The following is an 18,306-nucleotide window of genomic DNA, read 5'->3' as shown; positions in this document are numbered from 1 at the left end:
CGGTGGCTGAAAGTACTGACGGTGGCGTCTACCCCCGGGGCATCAAACTGGGGGTAGACGTCGGAACCGTGCGTGTGGGCGTGGCGATCTGCGACCCCGACGGGATCCTGGCAACACCCTTCAAGACCGTTGCACGCGATTCCAAGAAGAACTCGGACGTCCGTGTTGTGGTCAAGCACGCCGCTGAACTGCCTGCCGTGCAAATCTTCGTAGGCCTTCCCCGCACCATGAAGGGTGAGGAACGTGCTTCAGCCGACATGGCGGTTTCGTATGCCGGACTCCTCGCCGACGAGCTTCAGCGGGTCGGTTTGGACATCCCTGTGAGCCTCGTAGATGAGCGGTTATCGACCGTGACGGCGCACCGCAACCTGCACGAAGCTGGCATGAGCAGCAGGAACCACCGTAAAGTGGTTGATCAGGTTGCCGCTGCTGGAATACTTCAGCACGCAATCGACATGCAAAAAGCCAGAGGAACGGACGTTGGCCGCCGAGTGCAGGCACCGGCACAATCCGAAAAGCCCAGCAGTGCCCCAACGCTGCGGGCTGCCTCCGGCAGTGAACCCGATTCTTCTACGAGGGGACTGCAACTGTGAGCCCGGTCAACAACGACCCCTCCAGCGGTACCGCCGGCGGCGGCATGCCGCTGACCCGCAAAGAGCTGCGGGCGCGGGAACGATTCCTCGCCACGCAGAACCACAACGTCGTACCCGTTCCCGAAGCGACACCTGGAGAGGCCGCTGCCTCCGCAGAAGGTGGGACTGAACTGCCCCGTCCAGTTCCCGCCGTGACACCCGCGCCGGTTGCGCCACCAGTTTCGGCCGCTCCACCGGTGCCTGCCGCTCCTCCCGTTCCCGCTGCAAAACCTGCCACGCCTCCCGTTCCCACAGCGGAGCCCGCTTCGGCTGCAACGATTCCTGCTGACGTGCCCGCCGCGCAGTCCGGTCACGAGTCGGTCGGCCATGAACCATCCGCTGACGATTCAGGTGTTGCGATCCAGCCGTCCGATGAGGTTCCGGGGGAGACTCACGCTGCTGACCCCGGGCACGGTGGGGTTCACCAGGACGCGGCGGGGGAACATCACGGATCTACAGCGCACGCTGATGACCATGCTGGGCATCCTGCTGATGGGCTTCACCATGATGAAACCCCCCTGGAAGGGATCCACCACGATGGGATCCACCACGATGAACTTCACCATGATGGACACCCCCTGGAAGGGATCCACCACGACGGGATCCACCACGACGATCTTCACCACGACGAACACCACGTGGACGAACTTCACCACGACGAACACCACGTGGACGAACTTCACCATGACGATCAACACCACGACCTCATCGCGCCAATCGAGCAATCAGCCTCAACCAAGGCCGCGGCCAAGAAGGCCCGGCGTCGCCGTCGAGTCCTTGCGCTGCTGATCACGCTGGGAGTCTTCGTAGCCGCCATCGCCATTGGTGCCCAGTTCCTCAAGCCCCTGCTGGGAATGGACAAAGTTACGGACTACCCGGGTCCGGGAACGGGGTCGGTCAGTATCACCGTCCCCGAAGGCTCCGGACCGAAGGCTGTGGCCGTCGCCCTGGTGGAGAACAAGGTAGTGGCCGACGCCGACGCGTTCGTGAAGGAATTCCTTAACGACGGCGGGGAGCTGTCCCCGGGCGAGTTCACCTTCCGGACCGAGATGAAAAATTCCGATGCCGTGGATGTGCTGGTCAACAAAGACTCATCAAAGGTGATGTATTTCGCCCTGAGTGCCGGCCTCCGCATCAACGAATCCCTCGAAGCCATCTCCAAGGGCTCCGGAATCTCCCTGCAGGAACTCAATGCCTTGAACCAGGCGCCGGCACAGTTCGGCGTGCCTTCCAAGGCCAAGAACCTCGAAGGTTTCCTGGCGCCGGGGGAGTACCGTTTCCCCCTCGGCACGCCAGCGAAGGACATCATCCAGAAGTTGGTCACCACTACGGTTGATGAACTCAAGTCCCAGGGAATCACGGAACCGGCAAAGCAGTACGACACCGTCACCATTGCCAGCATTGTCCAAGCTGAGGGCGGCCAGGCCGATTACGGCAACGTGGCCGGCGCCATCTACAACAGGCTCAAGCCCAACAACGTGGAAACCAGTGGCCTGATCCAATCAGATGCCACGGTGACGTACGGACTCGGCAAGAAATCCTTCCACCTTACGGAGGAAGAGAAAGCTGACAAGTCCAACACGTACAACACGTACGCCAACGTGGGACTGCCCGCCGGGCCGATCGGCTCACCGGGCAAGACCGCCATTGATGCCGCTGCCAAACCCACCCCGAATGATTACCTCTACTGGGTGACCATCAACCTGGACACCAAAGAGACCAAGTTCTCCAAGACACTGGCTGAACACAACACGTATGTTGAGCAATACAACGCCTGGTGCACGGCCAACCCGGGACGGTGTGTGTGATTCGTCGTGCCGCAGTCCTGGGGCACCCTATCTCGCATTCGAAATCCCCGGCCCTGCACACTGCCGCCTACGCCAAGCTGGGCGTAGACATTGAATATTCGGCAATCGATGTCACGGTGGATGCCCTTCCCGCATTCATGGAATCACTTCGTGGGGACCACTCCTGGTGCGGTCTTTCAGTGACCATGCCGCTGAAGTCGGCCATGGTCAAGGAAGTCGACGAAGTCCGTGGCGCAGGCGCCCACTTGGGCGTCATCAACACGGTGGTCTTCGAGCCCGACGGCGGACTGGTCCGGCGCGTGGGGTACAACACCGATGTTGCCGGGATTGTCGAAGCAGTCAGGTATGCAGGGGTTGCCTCTACGCCGCACGCCGCTGTACTTGGCGGTGGAGGTACCTCTGCCGCTGCAGTTGCAGCGGTCAAGGAACTCGGTGCCGGCCACGTCGATGTCTTCGTCAGGGATGCAGGGCGTGCCGGCGACGCGGAGGCGGCGGCTGCCGCCGTCGGAATTTCCCTCAGCGTCAGGCCGCTGACCGAAGCCGCCACTGCTGTGGCGGGCACGGACCTGGTGATCTCCACCTTCCCGCCGCGGGCAGCCGATGCCTTGGCGGAGGAGCTTGCAGGCTTGCCGGGAACAGGAGCCGGCGTCCTTCTGGACGTTGCCTATGATCCCTGGCCCAGCCGCCTCGCTGAGGTGTGGCATGGCCATGGGGGAGCTGTGGTACCGGGCTTGGAGATGTTGATGTACCAGGCGGCCGAGCAGATCAGGCGCTTCAGCGGTTGTGACGTGGACGCCGCCGTCATAGATGTGATGTGCGACTCAGTTGGGCTTCCCCGGCGAGTGTTCTAGAAGCCTTACATGGCAGGATTGGTTATATGTTGCGTTGGTTGACTGCCGGTGAATCCCATGGTCCGGCCCTGATCGGAATTATTGAAGGCGTGCCCGCCGGTGTTGAGCTCACCAGCGCGCAGATCCGCGATGCGCTGGCGCGTCGTCGTCTGGGCTACGGACGCGGTGCCCGCATGAAGTTCGAGCAGGACGAGGTCACCATCATGGGTGGTGTCCGGCACGGCCTCACCCAAGGCGGACCCGTGGCCATTCAGGTTGGCAATACAGAGTGGCCCAAGTGGGAGCAGATCATGTCTGCTGACCCCGTGGATCCCGAGGTCCTCGCCGACCAGGCGCGCAATGCCCCGCTGACCCGTCCACGGCCGGGCCACGCAGATTTCACCGGCATGCAGAAATACGGCTTTGACGAAGCCCGTCCTGTCCTTGAGCGCGCCAGTGCACGGGAGACCGCCACGCGTGTGGCACTTGGAACCGTGGCTGCTCAGTTCCTGAAGCAGTTGGGTGTGGAGTTGGTCAGCCACACCGTTTCCATTGCCAGTGTGACTGTTCCCGAAGGGCGTCCCTTGCCCCTGCCGCAGGACGTCCTGGCTCTCGACGCGGACCCCCTGCGCTGCTTCGACCGTGAAACCTCCGATGCCATGGTTGCTGAAGTGGATGCGGCCCACAAGGAAGGCGAAACCCTCGGCGGCGTCGTTGAGGTCCTGGCCTATGGACTTCCGCCGGGACTTGGCAGCTACGTCCACTGGGACCGCCGCCTTGATTCCCGCCTGGCAGCTGCATTGATGGGCATCCAGGCCATCAAGGGTGTGGAAGTTGGCGACGGCTTCCTCACTGCTGCCCGCCGCGGCTCGGCAGCCCATGACGAGATCCTCAAGGATGAGGCAGGCAAGATCGTTCGGCAGACCAACCGGGCTGGTGGCATCGAAGGTGGCATGAGCATCGGCGAGGTCCTCCGCGTCCGTGCGGCCATGAAGCCAATCGCCACCGTTCCCCGTGCCCTGCGGACCATTGACGTCAGTACTGGTGAGCCCGCAAAGGCCCACCACCAGCGTTCAGATGTATGTGCGGTGCCAGCGGCCGGTGTTGTGGCCGAAGCGATGGTTGCCCTGGTCCTGGCCGAGGCCGTTGCCGAGAAGTTCGGTGGCGACTCCGTAGCTGAGACCCAGCGAAACCTCCAGAGCTACCTTGAGAGCATCCCGGCCACCCTGGACTCGGTCGGCCGGTAGTGGTCCGCCTCATCATGGACGGACTTCGTGACCGTCCCGTTGTTCTGGTGGGGCCAATGGCCGTCGGCAAATCAGCCATTGGCCAGCAGTTGGCCCAGCAGTTGGGGCTCCCGTTCGTGGACACCGACGCAGTGGTGGTGGCTGCCCATGGCAGCATCGCAGATATTTTTGCAGGACGCGGAGAGCACGCCTTCCGCGAGATCGAAGCCCGGGCCGTGGCGAAATCCATCGAGCATGCCAAGGTCCAGCCCGCCATCATTTCCCTGGGCGGGGGAGCGGTGCTTGACTCCGGAACCCAGCAGTTGCTGGGGGATTGCACGGTGGTCTACCTCGAGTGCGACGCAGAAACGGTTGCCGACAGGATTGCGCGGAACACCGGCAGGCCGCTGCTCAAAGGCGATGCCATGACCCGGTGGGAAGCGTTGTTTGCTACGAGGCGTCCTGTTTATGAGCGCCTCGCGGACATCGTCATGGACGTCCGGTCAGGATCCGTGGCGGAAATCGGCCTCCAACTGGAGGAGCGGCTGCGCCAGCATGCAGCCTTGAAAGAGGAAGTTGAAAAGTGAGCAACGAAGCAACTGTCATCAAGGTGACCGGCGGTTCCGCCATTGAAAACTACGACGTCGTAGTGGGGCGTGGCCTTCTGGCGAACCTTCCGGAGAAGCTTGGGGAGCGTGTCAGGCGTGTCCTGGTCATCCATCCCCGTGCCCTCCGCCTGACGGGCGATACGGTCCGCGATGAGCTTGAAACAGCCGGCTTCACCGCGCTGACGGCCGAAATTCCGGATGCCGAAGAAGGCAAGCACATCCAGGTAGCCGCATTCTGCTGGCAGGTCCTTGGCCAGAACGACTTCACACGTTCGGACGCCATCGTGGCGGTCGGTGGCGGCGCGGTAACTGACCTTGCAGGCTTTGTGGCGGCCACCTGGCTGCGGGGCGTCAAGGTCATCCACATGCCCACCAGCCTGTTGGGCATGGTGGATGCTTCAGTGGGCGGAAAGACCGGAATCAACACCGCCGAAGGGAAGAACCTCGTAGGTTCCTTCCACCCGCCGGCAGCCGTTTTGGCTGATCTGGACACCCTTCAGACCCTGCCCAGGAATGAGCTCATTTCCGGCATGGCCGAGGTCATCAAGTGCGGTTTCATTGCCGACCCCACCATCCTGGATCTGATCGAGAAGAACACTGACGCCGTGATGGACCCGGCGTCGGACGTTGTCCGCGAATTGATCGAGCGGGCCATCACTGTCAAGGCCGATGTCGTTTCGCAGGACCTGAAAGAATCCGGGCTCCGTGAGATCCTGAACTATGGCCATACCCTGGGACATGCCATTGAACTGGTGGAGCGCTACTCATGGCGGCACGGCGCGGCCGTTTCGGTGGGCATGATGTTTGCCGCAGAATTGTCGCGCAGCGTTGGGCGGTTGTCCGATGCCGACGCAGACCGCCACCGCACCATCCTGGAAAGCCTCGGCCTGCCGATCACCTACCGGCGTGACCGCTGGCAGGGGTTGCTGGACGGCATGCGCCGGGATAAGAAGTCCCGTGGCGACCTCCTGCGGTTTGTTGTCCTTGACGGTGTGGCCAAGCCGGGCATCCTGGACGTCCCCGATACCTCCCTCCTGTTTGCCGCCTACCAGGAGATCGCGTCATGAGTGTCGACGTGAGGGAAGGCGTCAGCGATTGGCCAACAGCGGGCTTCCCGGGTGTCCGGACCAATCCCGATACCCTCCTTCCGGTCATCGTCAACGAGGAAGTCATGGAGACGGCGCTTGCAGCGTCGGAGGATCCCGCTGATCGCATCATGGCCCTGCTGCTGGAAAACCACGCCAACGAAGCAGCAGAACTGCTGGCAGAGGCACGGTACAAGGATCCCGAGTCGTTCCGGCTCAGGATTTTTGAAGCTGAAGTCCACCGCGCCACCAATCGGCTGGACAGGGCCATCCAGCTGTTCCGGCATCTGCTGCAGGATGTCCAGGGCAGCTCGAAAGAAGCGATCGTCCACCAGTACTTGGGTCGGGCCTACTTTGTCAGCGGGAACGCTTTGGCTGCATCCGAGGAGTTTGCCAAGGCTTTGGACCTCCGTGTCGCCATGGCCGCCGATGCGGCGTTGATCTACTCCTCTACCGTTGCCCTGCAGCGGGCCCGGAACGTACTGGAACTCGCTTCCTGATACCCCTGAGGACAGTCCCCGCAAGCCTTTGGCTCATTTGCCGGTAGAATGGTTCTTGGATTTTTGATAAATACGCGCTGGCGGGCCGATTGGTACGCCTGCTTGGCATAGATAGCTGGCAGCTAGAACCAGTGCGATAACCAGAGGATACGAGTGGCAACCACAAACGACATCAAGAACGGGACCGTACTGAAGCTCGAGGGCCAGCTCTGGAACATCATTGAGTTCCAGCACGTCAAGCCTGGCAAGGGCGGCGCGTTTGTGCGCACCAAGATGCGCAACGTCATGTCCGGCAAGGTGGTCGACAAGACCTTCAACGCCGGCCTGAAGATTGAAACCGCTACGGTCGACCGCCGCGACTACCAGTACCTGTACCAGGATGGCGAAGACTTCGTTTTCATGGACACCCAGGACTACGACCAGATCACCGTCTCCGGTGCCACAGTGGGCGACGCCACCAACTTCATGCTCGAAAACCAGATGGTCAACATTGCCATCCATGAGGGCACCCCGTTGTACATCGAACTGCCCCCGAGCGTGGTCCTCGAAATCACCTACACCGAGCCTGGCCTCCAGGGCGACCGCTCCTCGGCAGGCACCAAGCCGGCCACCGTCGAAACCGGCTATGAGATCCAGGTTCCGCTGTTCGTTGAGCAGGGCACCAAGGTCAAGGTCGACACCCGCGATGGCAGCTACCTGGGCCGGGTCAACGACTAGTGAGCGCACGCGGTAAAGCCCGTAGCAGGGCTCTTGAAGTACTCTTCGAAGCGGAGCAGCGCTCGGTTTCGGCTTTCGACGCCATGAGGGCGCGGCGGGAGAAGACTGACCTGGTCATCAACCCCTATACGGTGGAAATCGTTGAGGGCGTTGTGGCCATGCAGGCAACCATTGATGAGTTCCTGGAGACTTATGCCCAGGGCTGGACCCTGGAACGGATGCCGTCGGTAGACCGCATCATCCTCCGGATCGGCGCGTGGGAACTTCTCTACAATGACGAGGTTCCCGACGGCGTAGCCGTCAGCGAAGCGGTAGCCCTCGCCAAGACGATGTCCACGGATGACTCCCCGGCGTTCATCAATGGACTCCTGGGCCGGCTCCAGAAGCTCAAACCATCACTTTTGGCATAGGCGCAGGCCTGGCCTGAACGTACAAGGAACCCGCCTCACAGGAAACTGTGGGGCGGGTTCTTTTTGCCCGATTTGGCCCATTTGCGCCATTTGCGCCATTGCCCCTACTGGAGAACCGCGGCCCGCAGGCCCGGAATACTTCGGAGATGGTCAAGTTCGTCCTGCTGGTGAAGGTGGACGTCCCGCCCGCTGAGTATCCGTTGGCGGGTAAAGGCCAAAGCCGTAGCCCCTTTGATGAAGGATTTCATCGCATCCCTGCGGCCGCGCGTGGATGCCCAACGGACAGCCTGCCGCCTTCCCCGGGAGGTGGCCAGCATCTCCACCTCTGCCGGTGTGAACCAGCCTGCGCGGGCGTACTCAAGGAGCCGCTGCCGGGTGAGCTTTCCTTCGGCGAGCCGGAGCAGGATGATGCCCACAGCTGCAACCAGGAAGATCGGGACCTGGACAACGAAGTATTCCACCAGGAAGTTCTGGCCCATGCTGTTCCAGCGGTTGTGCAGGAACATGGCAGGGAGCAAACCGATGAAGAATGCCAGTACGGCGTAGCCGGTGTGCCAGCGGCGTGCCGCGAAACCCATGATCAGGCCGGTGGTTCCGGTGAAGACGGCATGGGCGAAAGGCGACATGACGCCACGAAGGATGAAGATGCGGACGAGGTCAGTCCCCGGGTCGGTGGAGGAGGCAATTTCGCGTCCGAAATAGAGGATGTTTTCGGTAAAGGCGAAACCGGCGGCAATGGTGAAGGCGAACACCACCCCGTCCACCGGGCCGTCAAAGTACTTCCGGGCGGCCAGGATCAGCACCAGCAATCCCAGTGACTTGGTGAATTCTTCGACGATGGGTGCTTGGACTGTTGCCATGAAGTAGGTAAAAGCTTCTTCGCTGCTGGTCGGCGCGGCCAGGGCGAAGAGGGGCTGGATCAGCAGTGTCCCGGCGATGGACACTGCGGCGCCCCAGGTAAAGGCGAACCAGAGGAGTCGTTTTGGCTCGGGCTCCCAGCGGTCGATCAGGCGAACGGTCAGCAGCACCACGGTCAGCGGAACCAGGGACGCAATGAATCCGATGACGAAGCCGGTGACACCGGTGTTTCCCAGCAGGAACGGCAACACCAGTATCAAACTGGCGAGGACCAGGATTCCACCGACAATCAGCAAGGGGAGTGTGCCCGTGCGGCTTCGCTGGGCCGGCGGGCCGGCCCAGGTTTGCCGGGGGAGCGTGGCGGGATTGCCCGGCGCGGGCTGGTAATTTCCCGGCTGTACCCGTCCGATCCACGTAGGGTTGGCCCCGGGTTCCAGGTAAGGCCGTGGATACTGTTGCCCGCCGGGTTGCCCGTGGTGGTTCATGGTCATGGGCAAAAGCCTATTCCACGGCATGGAGTGTGAGCTTAAACTCACCCGTCGCTTTCCCCGCCGGTGAGGTGGCAAAGAGGTGCTGTGGTAGCTTGGAAAAGCACATATTCCTTTTTTAATTCCGTCCCGTGAGGCGGGGAAAGGGGAGACGAGCGATGACTGAAGTCACTTCAGCGCACGTGCCGTCCAGGGTTGTACTCAACCAGGCGGACATTGATCGTGCGCTCACTCGTATCGCCCACGAGATCCTCGAAGCCAACAAGGGCTCCCAGGACCTGGTTCTCTTAGGCATTCCCAGCCGCGGCTATCCCCTGGCGGTCCGCCTTGCCCACAAAATCGCAGCAGCTGACCCGACGGTCAATGCTGAAACGATCGTGGGTCAGCTCGATGTCACCATGTTCCGTGACGATCTCTCGCACCAGCCCACCCGGCCTCCGCGCCACACCCGCTTGCCGTTGTCAGGGATCGACAACAAAGTAGTTGTCCTGATCGACGACGTCCTGTACTCGGGCCGCACCATCCGGGCAGCACTGGATGCTTTGGTGGACCTTGGCCGTCCCCGGATTGTCCGCTTGGCCGTGCTGGTGGACCGGGGCCACCGTGAGCTCCCCATCCGCGCGGACCACGTCGGCAAGAACCTGCCCACCTCTTCCTCGGAGAAAGTCCGTGTCCACCTGGAGGAAATCGACTCTGTTGACGGCGTTCCCGTCAATGAAGTAGTTATCGAGGCGGGGAAGTGAAGCACCTTCTTTCCACTGAAAACCTCAGCGCTTTCGACGCCATCCGCGTCCTGGACACGGCAGAAGAAATGTCTGCCGTGGGCGAGCGTGAAGTGAAAAAGCTGCCTGCCCTGCGTGGCCGGACAGTAGTGAACCTCTTCTTCGAAGACTCCACCCGGACGCGGATCTCGTTCGAGGCTGCCGCCAAGCGACTTTCCGCCGACGTCATCAACTTCGCCGCCAAAGGGTCCTCGGTGTCCAAGGGGGAATCCCTCAAGGACACCGCACAGACCCTGGCCGCCATGGGTGCGGACGCCGTGGTCATTCGTCACTGGGCGTCCGGCGCCCCGCACCGGCTCGCTGCCACGGACTGGATTGACGCTGCTGTGATCAACGCCGGTGACGGCACCCACGAGCACCCCACCCAGGCCCTGCTGGACGCTTTCACCATGCGCCGGCACTGGTCCAGGATCAACGGCATCGAGTCAACGGGGGCGGACCTGTCGGGCATGCGCGTTGCGATTGCCGGCGATGTACTCCACTCCCGTGTTGCCCGGTCCAACGTCTGGTTGTTGAAAACCCTTGGCGCCGAGGTCACTCTGGTGGCGCCACCTACGCTGCTGCCCATCGGCGTCGAGCACTGGCCTTGCAAGGTCAGCTACAACCTGGACGAGACCCTGGAAGCGGGTATCGACGCCATGATGATGCTCCGCGTCCAGGGTGAGCGGATGAACGCCTCGTTCTTCCCCTCGACCCGTGAGTACTCCCGCCGCTGGGGATTCGACGACGCCAGGCTCCGTGCCTTGGATGACCTGGGCATGAAGGACACCATCATCATGCACCCCGGTCCCATGAACCGCGGCCTGGAGATTTCTTCGGCAGCTGCTGATTCACCGCGCTCCACTGTGCTTGCCCAAGTCCGCAACGGTGTCTCGGTCCGCATGGCCGCCCTGTACCTGCTGCTCTCAGGAGACTCCCGGGAAGCAGCCCAGAACGTAAGCCAGTCCAGCAAGGAGACCAACTGATGGCCGAGAACACCTACCTGATTCGTGGTGCCGCCATCCTCGGCGGCGAAGCTGAGGACCTGCTGATCCGCGACGGCGTCATCGAAGCACGCGGCAAGGACCTCGCCGCTGAAGGTGCCACTGTCATCGACGCCGCCGGACTCGTGGCGCTGCCCGGCATGGTTGACGTGCACACCCACCTGCGCGAGCCGGGCCGCGAAGACGCCGAAACGGTGGAAACCGGTACCCGGGCCGCGGCTTTGGGCGGATTCACGGCTGTCCACGCGATGGCCAACAGCAACCCCGTGGCGGACACCGCCGGAGTCGTGGAACAGGTCCACAGCCTGGGCCGTGCATCGGGCTGGGTGGATGTGCGCCCCGTTGGTGCAGTCACGGTGGGGTTGGCCGGTGAGCAACTTGCCGAGCTTGGCGCCATGGCCGATTCCCGCGCGCAGGTCCGCATGTTCTCCGATGACGGAATCTGCGTTCACGATCCCGTCCTCATGCGCCGCGCGCTGGAGTACGTAAAGGCGTTCGACGGCGTGGTGGCCCAGCACGCGCAGGAACCGCGCCTGACCGCCGGGGCACAGATGAACGAAGGCACGGTCTCTGCCGTACTTGGACTGACCGGCTGGCCGGCTGTAGCTGAGGAAAGCATCATCGCCCGTGACGTCCTGCTGGCCCAGCATGTTGGTTCCAGGCTCCACGTCTGCCATGTCTCCACCGCCGGATCAGTCGAAATCGTGCGCTGGGCCAAGGCGCGCGGGATCAACGTCACAGCCGAAGTGACGCCCCACCACCTGCTCCTGACCGATGAACTGGTCCGCAGCTACGATCCCGTCTACAAGGTCAATCCGCCGCTGCGAACCGATGCTGATGTCCAGGCGCTCCGTGAGGGCCTGGCCGACGGCACCATCGACGTCGTGGGAACCGACCATGCCCCGCACCCCAGCGAGCACAAGGAATGCGAGTGGGCGCAGGCGGCCATGGGTATGACCGGCCTCGAAACTGCGTTGTCGGTAGTCCAGGAGACCATGATCGAGACCGGCTTGATGACCTGGGCGGATTTCGCCAGGGTCACCTCGTTCACGCCTGCGGTCATCGGGCGGGTCGCTGACCAAGGCCGTCCGCTGGAGGTTGGCGAACCTGCCAACGTCATCCTGGTGGACCCGGCTGCGCGTTGGACGGTCGACCCCCATAAAATGGCAACCATGGGCCGCAATTCACCGTTCAAGGGCAAGGAGCTGCCCGGATCCGTGGTGGCAACCTTCTTCAAGGGCCACCCCACGGTCCTTGACGGCAAACTCAACACGCCGTACCGGTACCCGGCAGTCAGCAGCATTAATGGATAACCAGACACTGACCGTGCTCATCACGGTGCCGCTGATCCTCGCCGTCCTGGCGATGATCTGGCTGGGGTGGCGGAACAGGCTCAGGCGCCAGTCCGACGTCGAACGCCTTCCGGCCCTGCCGGAGCAGCTGACGCCGGCCACCGTCGTCGCTGATGGCCAGTACGTTGCCACCACCACGGCGGGGGATTGGCTTGACCGTATCGCGGTCCAAGGCCTGGGTATCCGGACCAACGCGGAACTGAGCATCCACGCCGAAGGTGTGTTGTTCGACCGCTCCGGTGCCGCCCCTGTCTTCATACCCCGCGAGGCAGTGACTGACGGCCGGGAGTCCAACGGCATGGCAGGGAAGTTCGTCGAGAAAGACGGACTCCTGGTCATCAGTTGGAAACTCGGCGGCCGTGAACTCGATACCGGGTTCCGGACCCGGCACGCAGCCGACAAAAAGCTCCTCCTTGAAGCCCTCCAGGAATTGATCTCCGCAGCCCCTCAGGCAGATGCCGATAGTGGAAAGTAATAAAGTGACGGATAGTAAAGCAGCCACCACACCCACCCCCTCAGCAGCAGTACTCGTGCTCGAAGACGGCCGCATGTTCCGCGGCCGCAGCTACGGAGCGCAGGGAACCGCTCTCGGTGAGGCCGTCTTCGCCACCGGCATGACCGGCTACCAGGAGACCATTACCGACCCCTCCTACGCGCGCCAGCTGGTGGTCCAGACAGCGCCGCACATCGGCAACACCGGCGTCAACAGCGAAGACGCTGAATCCCGCCGTATCTGGGTTGCCGGATACATTGTCCGGGACGCCGCCCGCCGCCCCTCCAACTGGCGCTCAGAGCGAAGCCTTGACGATGAACTGGTAGAGCAGGGCATTGTTGGCATCCAGGGCGTCGACACCCGGGCCATCACCCGCCACCTCCGCGAGCACAAGACCATGCGTGCTGGCATTTTCTCCGGCGAGGCGGCCCAGGCCACTGACAAGGAACTGCTGGAGACCGTCCTGGCCAGTGAGCCCATGGAAGGTGCGGCGCTGGCTGAGGAAGTCTCCATCGATGAGGCCTACGTTGTGGAACCAAAGGACCACGGCTGGGAAGGCGAGCCACGCTTCTCCATCGCTGCTGTTGACCTTGGCATCAAGGCCATGACTCCGGTCCGCTTCGCAGAGCGTGGAGTGCGCGTCCACGTCCTGCCTGCAACGTCCACGCTGGAGGATGTCAACGCGGTCAAGCCGGACGGTTTCTTCATGTCCAACGGACCCGGGGACCCGGCTACGGCAGACCACCAGGTCTCGCTGCTGCGCTCGGTGCTGGATGAGAAGCTGCCGTACTTCGGCATCTGCTTCGGCAACCAGATCCTGGGCCGCGCCCTGGGCTTTGGCACCTACAAGCTCCGCTACGGGCACCGTGGCATCAACCAGCCCGTCATGGACCGCCGGACCGGGAAGGTCGAAATCACATCGCAGAACCACGGCTTCGCCGTGGATGCGCCGCTGAACGGTTCCACTGTGGCCCCCGAAGAGCGCTTCGGACGCGTCGAGGTCAGCCACGTGTCATTGAACGACGACGTCGTTGAAGGACTCGCCTGCCTCGATATCCCCGCGTTCTCCGTCCAGTACCACCCGGAGGCTGCTGCCGGCCCGCACGATGCCGCCTACCTCTTTGACCGCTTCATCGACCTCATGGCCGATACCAAGTCCAAGGCCACAGCTGCGGCCTCCACCGACTCCAAGACTGAGGACACGAAGTAATGCCCAAGCGTACAGATCTCAAGAGCGTCCTTGTCATCGGATCCGGCCCCATTGTCATCGGCCAGGCGGCTGAGTTCGACTACTCCGGCACCCAGGCACTCCGTGTCCTGAAAGAGGAGGGCCTGCGGGTCATCCTGGTCAACTCCAACCCGGCCACCATCATGACGGACCCCGAGTTTGCCGATGCCACCTACGTGGAGCCCATCACCCCCGAGGTGGTTGAGAAGATCATCGCCAAGGAGCGTCCGGACGCCATCCTGCCCACCCTGGGTGGCCAGACCGCTTTGAACACCGCCATTGCGTTGGACAAGAACGGCGTACTGGAGAAGTACAACGTGGAACTCATCGGCGCCAACATTGCCGCCATTGAGCTCGGCGAAGACCGGGAGAAGTTCAAGGGCGTGGTGGAGCGTTGTGGTGCAGAGTCTGCCCGCAGCCACATTATCCACACCATGGATGAGGCCTTCGCAGCTGCCGAGGATCTTGGCTACCCCATGGTGGTCCGCCCGTCCTTCACCATGGGTGGCTTGGGCTCAGGCTTGGCTTACAACGAGGACGACCTCCGCCGCATCGTCGGCCAGGGCCTCCAGTACAGCCCCACCACCGAGGTCCTGCTCGAAGAGAGCATCCTCGGCTGGAAGGAATACGAGCTGGAAATGATGCGCGACAAGAACGACAACGTCGTTGTTGTCTGCTCCATCGAGAACTTCGATCCCGTAGGTGTCCACACCGGTGACTCCATCACGGTTGCCCCGGCACTGACCCTCACGGACCGCGAGTACCAGAAGCTGCGCGATGTCTCCATCGCCGTCATCCGCGAAGTCGGCGTGGACACCGGCGGCTGCAACATCCAGTTCGCGATCGACCCCGCTACGGGCCGCGTAGTGGTCATCGAAATGAACCCGCGTGTTTCGCGCTCGTCCGCGCTGGCATCGAAGGCCACCGGATTCGCCATCGCCAAGATCGCTACCAAGCTGTCCCTTGGTTACACCCTGGATGAGATCCCCAACGACATCACCCAGAAGACCCCGGCTTCCTTCGAGCCGACCCTGGACTACGTAGTGGTCAAGGTTCCGCGCTTCGCCTTCGAGAAGTTCCCGGCTGCCGACAACACCCTGACCACCACCATGAAGTCTGTTGGCGAAGCCATGGCGATGGGCCGCAACTTCACCGAGGCACTGCAGAAGGCCCTGCGCTCCCTGGAACAGAAGGGCTCGCAGCTGGACTTCAGTTCAGTACCTGAATACGAAGTGGCCGAGCTCCTGGAGAAGGCCAAGCGGCCCACCACTGAGCGCCTTCACCAGGTCCAGCGCGCATTGCTGGGCGGGGCAAGCATCGAGGACGTCTTCGAAGCAACCAAGATCGATCCCTGGTTCCTGGACCAGTTGCAGCTGCTCAATGAGACCGCCCAGGAAATCCGCAAGGCCGGTGTGCTGACCGAGGAAATGCTGCGCAACGCCAAACGCCACGGTTTCTCCGACGAGCAGATCGGTGCCCTGACGCACAACAACGAGGCCGTGGTCCGCGGCGTCCGCCAGGCCCTGGGCATTCGTCCGGTCTACAAGACCGTGGATACCTGCGCCGCTGAGTTCGCCGCCTACACCCCGTACCACTACTCCTCCTACGACGAGGAAGACGAAGTGGGCCTGCACGCCAAGCCCTCTGTCATCATCCTGGGCTCGGGACCGAACCGCATCGGCCAGGGCATCGAGTTTGACTACTCCTGCGTCCATGCGTCCATGGCGCTGCGCAAGGCCGGCTATGAGACCGTGATGGTCAACTGCAACCCCGAGACCGTCTCCACCGACTACGATGTCTCCACCCGCCTCTACTTTGAGCCGTTGACCCTTGAGGACGTCCTTGAGGTCATCGCCGCCGAAGAGCGCACCGGTGGCGTCATGGGCGTGTTCGTCCAGCTCGGTGGCCAGACTCCGCTGAAGCTGGCGCAGCAGCTCGCCGACGCCGGCGTCCCCATCCTCGGCACTTCGCCCGAAGCCATCGACCTCGCAGAGCACCGGGGCGCGTTCGCCCGCGTATTGGACGAGGCCGGATTGACCTCCCCGAAGAACGGCACTGCCGTTTCCTTCGAGGACGCCAAGAAGATTGCCGATGAAATCGGCTACCCGGTCCTGGTCCGTCCGTCCTACGTACTGGGCGGCCGCGGCATGGAGATCGTCTATGACGAAGCCAACCTTTCCCGCTACATCGCCAACGCCACGGAAATCACGCCGGACCACCCCGTGCTGATCGACCGCTTCCTCGAGGACGCCGTCGAAATCGATGTTGACGCGCTCTTCGACGGCACTGACATGTACCTCGGCGGCATCATGGAACACATCGAAGAAGCCGGTATCCACTCCGGTGACTCCGCGTGCGTCCTTCCCCCGATCACCCTGGGCAACAACGTGATCGAGCGCGTGCGCACCGCAACCCGGGCCATTGCCGAAGGCGTGGGCGTCCGTGGCCTGATCAACATCCAGTTCGCGCTGGCCTCAGACGTCCTGTACGTGCTCGAAGCCAACCCGCGTGCTTCCCGCACGGTCCCCTTCGTCTCCAAGGCAACGGGTGTGCAGATGGCCAAGGCGGCAGCCCTGATCGGCACCGGCGTGACCATCAACCAGCTCCGCGGCGCCTACAAGATGCTGCCGGAAACCGGTGACGGCTCCACCTTGCCGTTGGATGCACCGGTTGCCGTGAAGGAAGCTGTGCTGCCGTTCAGCCGCTTCCGTACGCCCGAAGGCAAGGTTGTGGACTCCCTCCTCGGCCCGGAAATGCGTTCCACCGGTGAAGTCATGGGCATCGACAAGCACTTCGATACCGCTTTCGCCAAGAGCCAGGCTGCCGCGAACAACGCGCTGCCCACCGAAGGCAAGATCTTCGTATCGGTGGCCAACCGTGACAAGCGTTCGGTCATCATGGGCGTCAAGCGCCTCTCGGACCTCGGTTTCGAGATCGTCTCCACCGGTGGCACCGCTGATGTCCTGCGCCGCAACGGCATCCAGGCCACTCCGGTCCGCAAGGTGGCCGAAGGCAGCAGCGCCGAGGGCGAGGGCACCATTGCCGACCTCGTGATCGCCGGTGAGATCGACATGGTCTTCAACACCCCCTCGGGTGGCGAAGCCCGCAGCGATGGATACGAACTCCGGGCCGCAGCAACGTCCATCGGCATCCCCTGCATCACCACCGTGGCTGAATTCAACGCCGCGGTGCAGGCTATCGAGGCACTGCGGACCTACGAATGGTCGGTGACCAGCCTGCAGGAGCACGCAGCCAACCTCTCCGCAGCAATGGAAGCAGCCAATGCCTGAGTCTGCTTCACCCCAGCAGGGTCAGCAGCCGGCCCGGGAGTCCTTTGGCTCCCGGCTGGCTGCGGCCATGGCGTCCCGTGGCCCGCTCTGCGTCGGAATTGATCCGCACCCGCAGCTGTTGGCCGACTGGGGATTGAACGACGACGCCGCAGGGCTGGAGCGTTTTTCGCTGACGGTGGTGGAGGCGGTGTCTTCCCTCGCTGCCGCGGTCAAGCCGCAAGTGGCGCTCTATGAGCGTCACGGTTCCGCCGGAATGGCGGTCCTTGAACGCACCTTGGCTGCATCCGCGGAGGCAGGGGTACTCAGTATCGCTGACGCCAAGCGCGGGGATATTGGGTCCACCATGGCCGCTTATGCCGATGCCTGGCTTCGTGATGGTTCATCCTTGGCCGCTGACTCAGTGACACTGAGCCCTTACCTTGGCTTTGAGTCATTGCGCCCTGCGTTGGATCTTGCTGCGCAATACGGCAGGGGAGTGTTCGTCCTGGCTTTGACGTCCAACCCTGAGGGGAAGTCCGTCCAGCATGTTGGTGGAAGCGAGTCAGTTGCCCGCAGGATTGCCTTGGCGGCCGGCGTCGAGAATCAGCGTTACAGCGGGGCCCTTGGTTCGGTTGGACTGGTAGTGGGGGCAACCATCGGCTCTGCTTTGGATGACCTGGGTATCGATCTTGGACAGGTCCGCGGAGCGATCCTGGCTCCCGGGCTTGGCGCCCAGGGCGCCACCCCTGCTGACCTTCGGGCCACGTTCGGTGCCGCGTATCCCACGGTCCTGGCTACGTCCAGCCGGGGCATCCTGGCCGCGGGTCCCACCGTGGAGGGCCTGCGTGCGGCCACCGAAGCGACCCTGAGGGAGCTCCGCTCCTGAGGCCAACGCGGGGTCACTTGTGGCCCCTTCAGGCTCCTGAAAGGGCCATAAGTGACCCCGCGTTGATTCAACTCATTGCGCAACAGCGCCCCTGCCGGTAGGTTCAGGATCAGTCCGCGTGATCTGGATCACAATTGCGATCTGACAGGGG

General features: G+C 62.8%; 18 protein-coding genes. 16 read left to right on the top strand and 2 right to left on the bottom strand.

Annotated elements, in window-relative coordinates:
• Nucleotides 1-2: 2 nt before the first annotated feature.
• Entirely contained in the window at nucleotides 3-593 is a 591-nt protein-coding gene (gene ruvX / locus BLQ01_RS12190; RefSeq protein WP_026540815.1) for a Holliday junction resolvase RuvX, read from the top strand.
• 386 nt (nucleotides 594-979) lie between these two features.
• On the opposite strand, the gene BLQ01_RS22895 is transcribed toward ruvX, so the two are convergent.
• Nucleotides 980-1,318, bottom strand: coding sequence for a hypothetical protein (locus BLQ01_RS22895; protein ID WP_309803274.1), 339 nt, complete (start codon nucleotides 1,316-1,318; stop codon nucleotides 980-982).
• On the opposite strand from BLQ01_RS22895, the gene mltG reads away from it, so the two are divergent.
• The 8 genes from mltG to nusB all read left to right on the top strand — a co-directional run bounded on the left by mltG (nucleotide 1,301) and on the right by nusB (nucleotide 7,816).
• Nucleotides 1,301-2,440 carry an endolytic transglycosylase MltG gene (gene mltG / locus BLQ01_RS22890; RefSeq protein WP_309803276.1) on the top strand — a complete coding sequence of 380 codons (1,140 nt, stop codon included), beginning with the start codon at nucleotides 1,301-1,303 and terminating at the stop codon, nucleotides 2,438-2,440. The genes BLQ01_RS22895 and mltG overlap by 18 nt on opposite strands.
• Nucleotides 2,437-3,291 carry a shikimate dehydrogenase gene (locus BLQ01_RS12180; protein WP_091551907.1) on the top strand — a complete coding sequence of 285 codons (855 nt, stop codon included), beginning with the start codon at nucleotides 2,437-2,439 and terminating at the stop codon, nucleotides 3,289-3,291. Before mltG ends, BLQ01_RS12180 begins: the two co-directional genes overlap by 4 nt.
• Before the next feature lie 26 nt (nucleotides 3,292-3,317).
• Nucleotides 3,318-4,517, top strand: coding sequence for a chorismate synthase (gene aroC, locus BLQ01_RS12175; protein WP_026540811.1), 1,200 nt, complete (start codon nucleotides 3,318-3,320; stop codon nucleotides 4,515-4,517).
• Nucleotides 4,518-4,531: 14 nt separating this feature from the next.
• On the top strand, nucleotides 4,532-5,083 hold the full coding sequence (locus BLQ01_RS12170; RefSeq protein ID WP_035760767.1) for a shikimate kinase: 552 nt from the start codon (nucleotides 4,532-4,534) through the stop codon (nucleotides 5,081-5,083).
• On the top strand, nucleotides 5,080-6,171 hold the full coding sequence (gene aroB / locus BLQ01_RS12165; RefSeq protein WP_091551905.1) for a 3-dehydroquinate synthase: 1,092 nt from the start codon (nucleotides 5,080-5,082) through the stop codon (nucleotides 6,169-6,171). Before BLQ01_RS12170 ends, aroB begins: the two co-directional genes overlap by 4 nt.
• On the top strand, nucleotides 6,168-6,689 hold the full coding sequence (locus tag BLQ01_RS12160) for a tetratricopeptide repeat protein (RefSeq protein WP_091551903.1): 522 nt from the start codon (nucleotides 6,168-6,170) through the stop codon (nucleotides 6,687-6,689). The genes aroB and BLQ01_RS12160 overlap by 4 nt, the downstream gene beginning before the upstream one ends.
• A gap of 153 nt (nucleotides 6,690-6,842) precedes the next feature.
• Nucleotides 6,843-7,406, top strand: a complete 564-nt coding sequence (efp, locus tag BLQ01_RS12155) for an elongation factor P (RefSeq protein ID WP_011774957.1) — start codon at nucleotides 6,843-6,845, stop codon at nucleotides 7,404-7,406.
• Nucleotides 7,406-7,816, top strand: a complete 411-nt coding sequence (gene nusB, locus BLQ01_RS12150; RefSeq protein ID WP_026540807.1) for a transcription antitermination factor NusB — start codon at nucleotides 7,406-7,408, stop codon at nucleotides 7,814-7,816. Before efp ends, nusB begins: the two co-directional genes overlap by 1 nt.
• 104 nt (nucleotides 7,817-7,920) lie before the next feature.
• Here the strand turns inward: nusB and BLQ01_RS12145 are convergent, their stop codons facing one another.
• A complete protein-coding gene (locus BLQ01_RS12145; RefSeq protein ID WP_026546881.1) occupies nucleotides 7,921-9,210 on the bottom strand; it encodes a PrsW family intramembrane metalloprotease in 1,290 nt (429 codons plus the stop codon).
• Nucleotides 9,211-9,320: 110 nt separating this feature from the next.
• Here BLQ01_RS12145 and pyrR point away from each other — a divergent pair, with 110 nt between their 5' ends.
• Genes pyrR through pyrF form a run of 7 tightly spaced genes read left to right on the top strand, consistent with a single transcriptional unit; the run spans nucleotide 9,321 to nucleotide 18,155 of the window.
• Entirely contained in the window at nucleotides 9,321-9,905 is a 585-nt protein-coding gene (gene pyrR / locus BLQ01_RS12140) for a bifunctional pyr operon transcriptional regulator/uracil phosphoribosyltransferase PyrR (protein WP_026540805.1), read from the top strand.
• A complete protein-coding gene (locus BLQ01_RS12135) occupies nucleotides 9,902-10,909 on the top strand; it encodes an aspartate carbamoyltransferase catalytic subunit (RefSeq protein ID WP_026540804.1) in 1,008 nt (335 codons plus the stop codon). Before pyrR ends, BLQ01_RS12135 begins: the two co-directional genes overlap by 4 nt.
• Complete coding sequence (locus BLQ01_RS12130) at nucleotides 10,909-12,240, top strand: dihydroorotase (protein ID WP_026546879.1); 1,332 nt, start codon at nucleotides 10,909-10,911, stop codon at nucleotides 12,238-12,240. Before BLQ01_RS12135 ends, BLQ01_RS12130 begins: the two co-directional genes overlap by 1 nt.
• Nucleotides 12,233-12,754 (top strand): PH-like domain-containing protein, encoded by a 522-nt coding sequence (locus BLQ01_RS12125; protein WP_091551902.1) that lies wholly within the window; start codon nucleotides 12,233-12,235, stop codon nucleotides 12,752-12,754. Before BLQ01_RS12130 ends, BLQ01_RS12125 begins: the two co-directional genes overlap by 8 nt.
• On the top strand, nucleotides 12,735-13,982 hold the full coding sequence (gene carA, locus BLQ01_RS12120) for a glutamine-hydrolyzing carbamoyl-phosphate synthase small subunit (RefSeq protein WP_026540801.1): 1,248 nt from the start codon (nucleotides 12,735-12,737) through the stop codon (nucleotides 13,980-13,982). Before BLQ01_RS12125 ends, carA begins: the two co-directional genes overlap by 20 nt.
• Nucleotides 13,982-17,290: a carbamoyl-phosphate synthase large subunit gene (gene carB / locus BLQ01_RS12115; protein ID WP_026540800.1), complete on the top strand. Its 3,309-nt coding sequence runs from the start codon at nucleotides 13,982-13,984 to the stop codon at nucleotides 17,288-17,290. Before carA ends, carB begins: the two co-directional genes overlap by 1 nt.
• Nucleotides 17,283-18,155 carry an orotidine-5'-phosphate decarboxylase gene (pyrF, locus tag BLQ01_RS12110; RefSeq protein ID WP_026546878.1) on the top strand — a complete coding sequence of 291 codons (873 nt, stop codon included), beginning with the start codon at nucleotides 17,283-17,285 and terminating at the stop codon, nucleotides 18,153-18,155. Before carB ends, pyrF begins: the two co-directional genes overlap by 8 nt.
• Nucleotides 18,156-18,306 lie beyond the last annotated feature (151 nt).

It is taken from the genome of Arthrobacter sp. UNCCL28, from assembly GCF_900102805.1.
In the GTDB taxonomy this organism is placed as follows: Bacteria; Actinomycetota; Actinomycetes; order Actinomycetales; family Micrococcaceae; genus Arthrobacter; species Arthrobacter nicotinovorans_A.
This window is presented reverse-complemented; position numbering and strand designations above follow the sequence as displayed.

What these genes read in the sequence shown, in the direction of transcription:
- BLQ01_RS12170 (WP_035760767.1), top strand. Translation starts at nt 4,532, where the DNA reads ATGGACGGACTTCGTGACCGTCCCGTTGTTCTGGTGGGGCCAATGGCC.
- BLQ01_RS12125 (WP_091551902.1), top strand. Translation starts at nt 12,233, where the DNA reads ATGGATAACCAGACACTGACCGTGCTCATCACGGTGCCGCTGATCCTC.
- carB (WP_026540800.1), top strand. Translation starts at nt 13,982, where the DNA reads ATGCCCAAGCGTACAGATCTCAAGAGCGTCCTTGTCATCGGATCCGGC.
- pyrR (WP_026540805.1), top strand. Translation starts at nt 9,321, where the DNA reads ATGACTGAAGTCACTTCAGCGCACGTGCCGTCCAGGGTTGTACTCAAC.
- BLQ01_RS12130 (WP_026546879.1), top strand. Translation starts at nt 10,909, where the DNA reads ATGGCCGAGAACACCTACCTGATTCGTGGTGCCGCCATCCTCGGCGGC.
- BLQ01_RS12160 (WP_091551903.1), top strand. Translation starts at nt 6,168, where the DNA reads ATGAGTGTCGACGTGAGGGAAGGCGTCAGCGATTGGCCAACAGCGGGC.
- carA (WP_026540801.1), top strand. Translation starts at nt 12,735, where the DNA reads ATGCCGATAGTGGAAAGTAATAAAGTGACGGATAGTAAAGCAGCCACC.
- pyrF (WP_026546878.1), top strand. Translation starts at nt 17,283, where the DNA reads ATGCCTGAGTCTGCTTCACCCCAGCAGGGTCAGCAGCCGGCCCGGGAG.
- BLQ01_RS22895 (WP_309803274.1), bottom strand. Translation starts at nt 1,318, where the DNA reads ATGGTGAAGTTCGTCCACGTGGTGTTCGTCGTGGTGAAGTTCGTCCAC.
- aroC (WP_026540811.1), top strand. Translation starts at nt 3,318, where the DNA reads ATGTTGCGTTGGTTGACTGCCGGTGAATCCCATGGTCCGGCCCTGATC.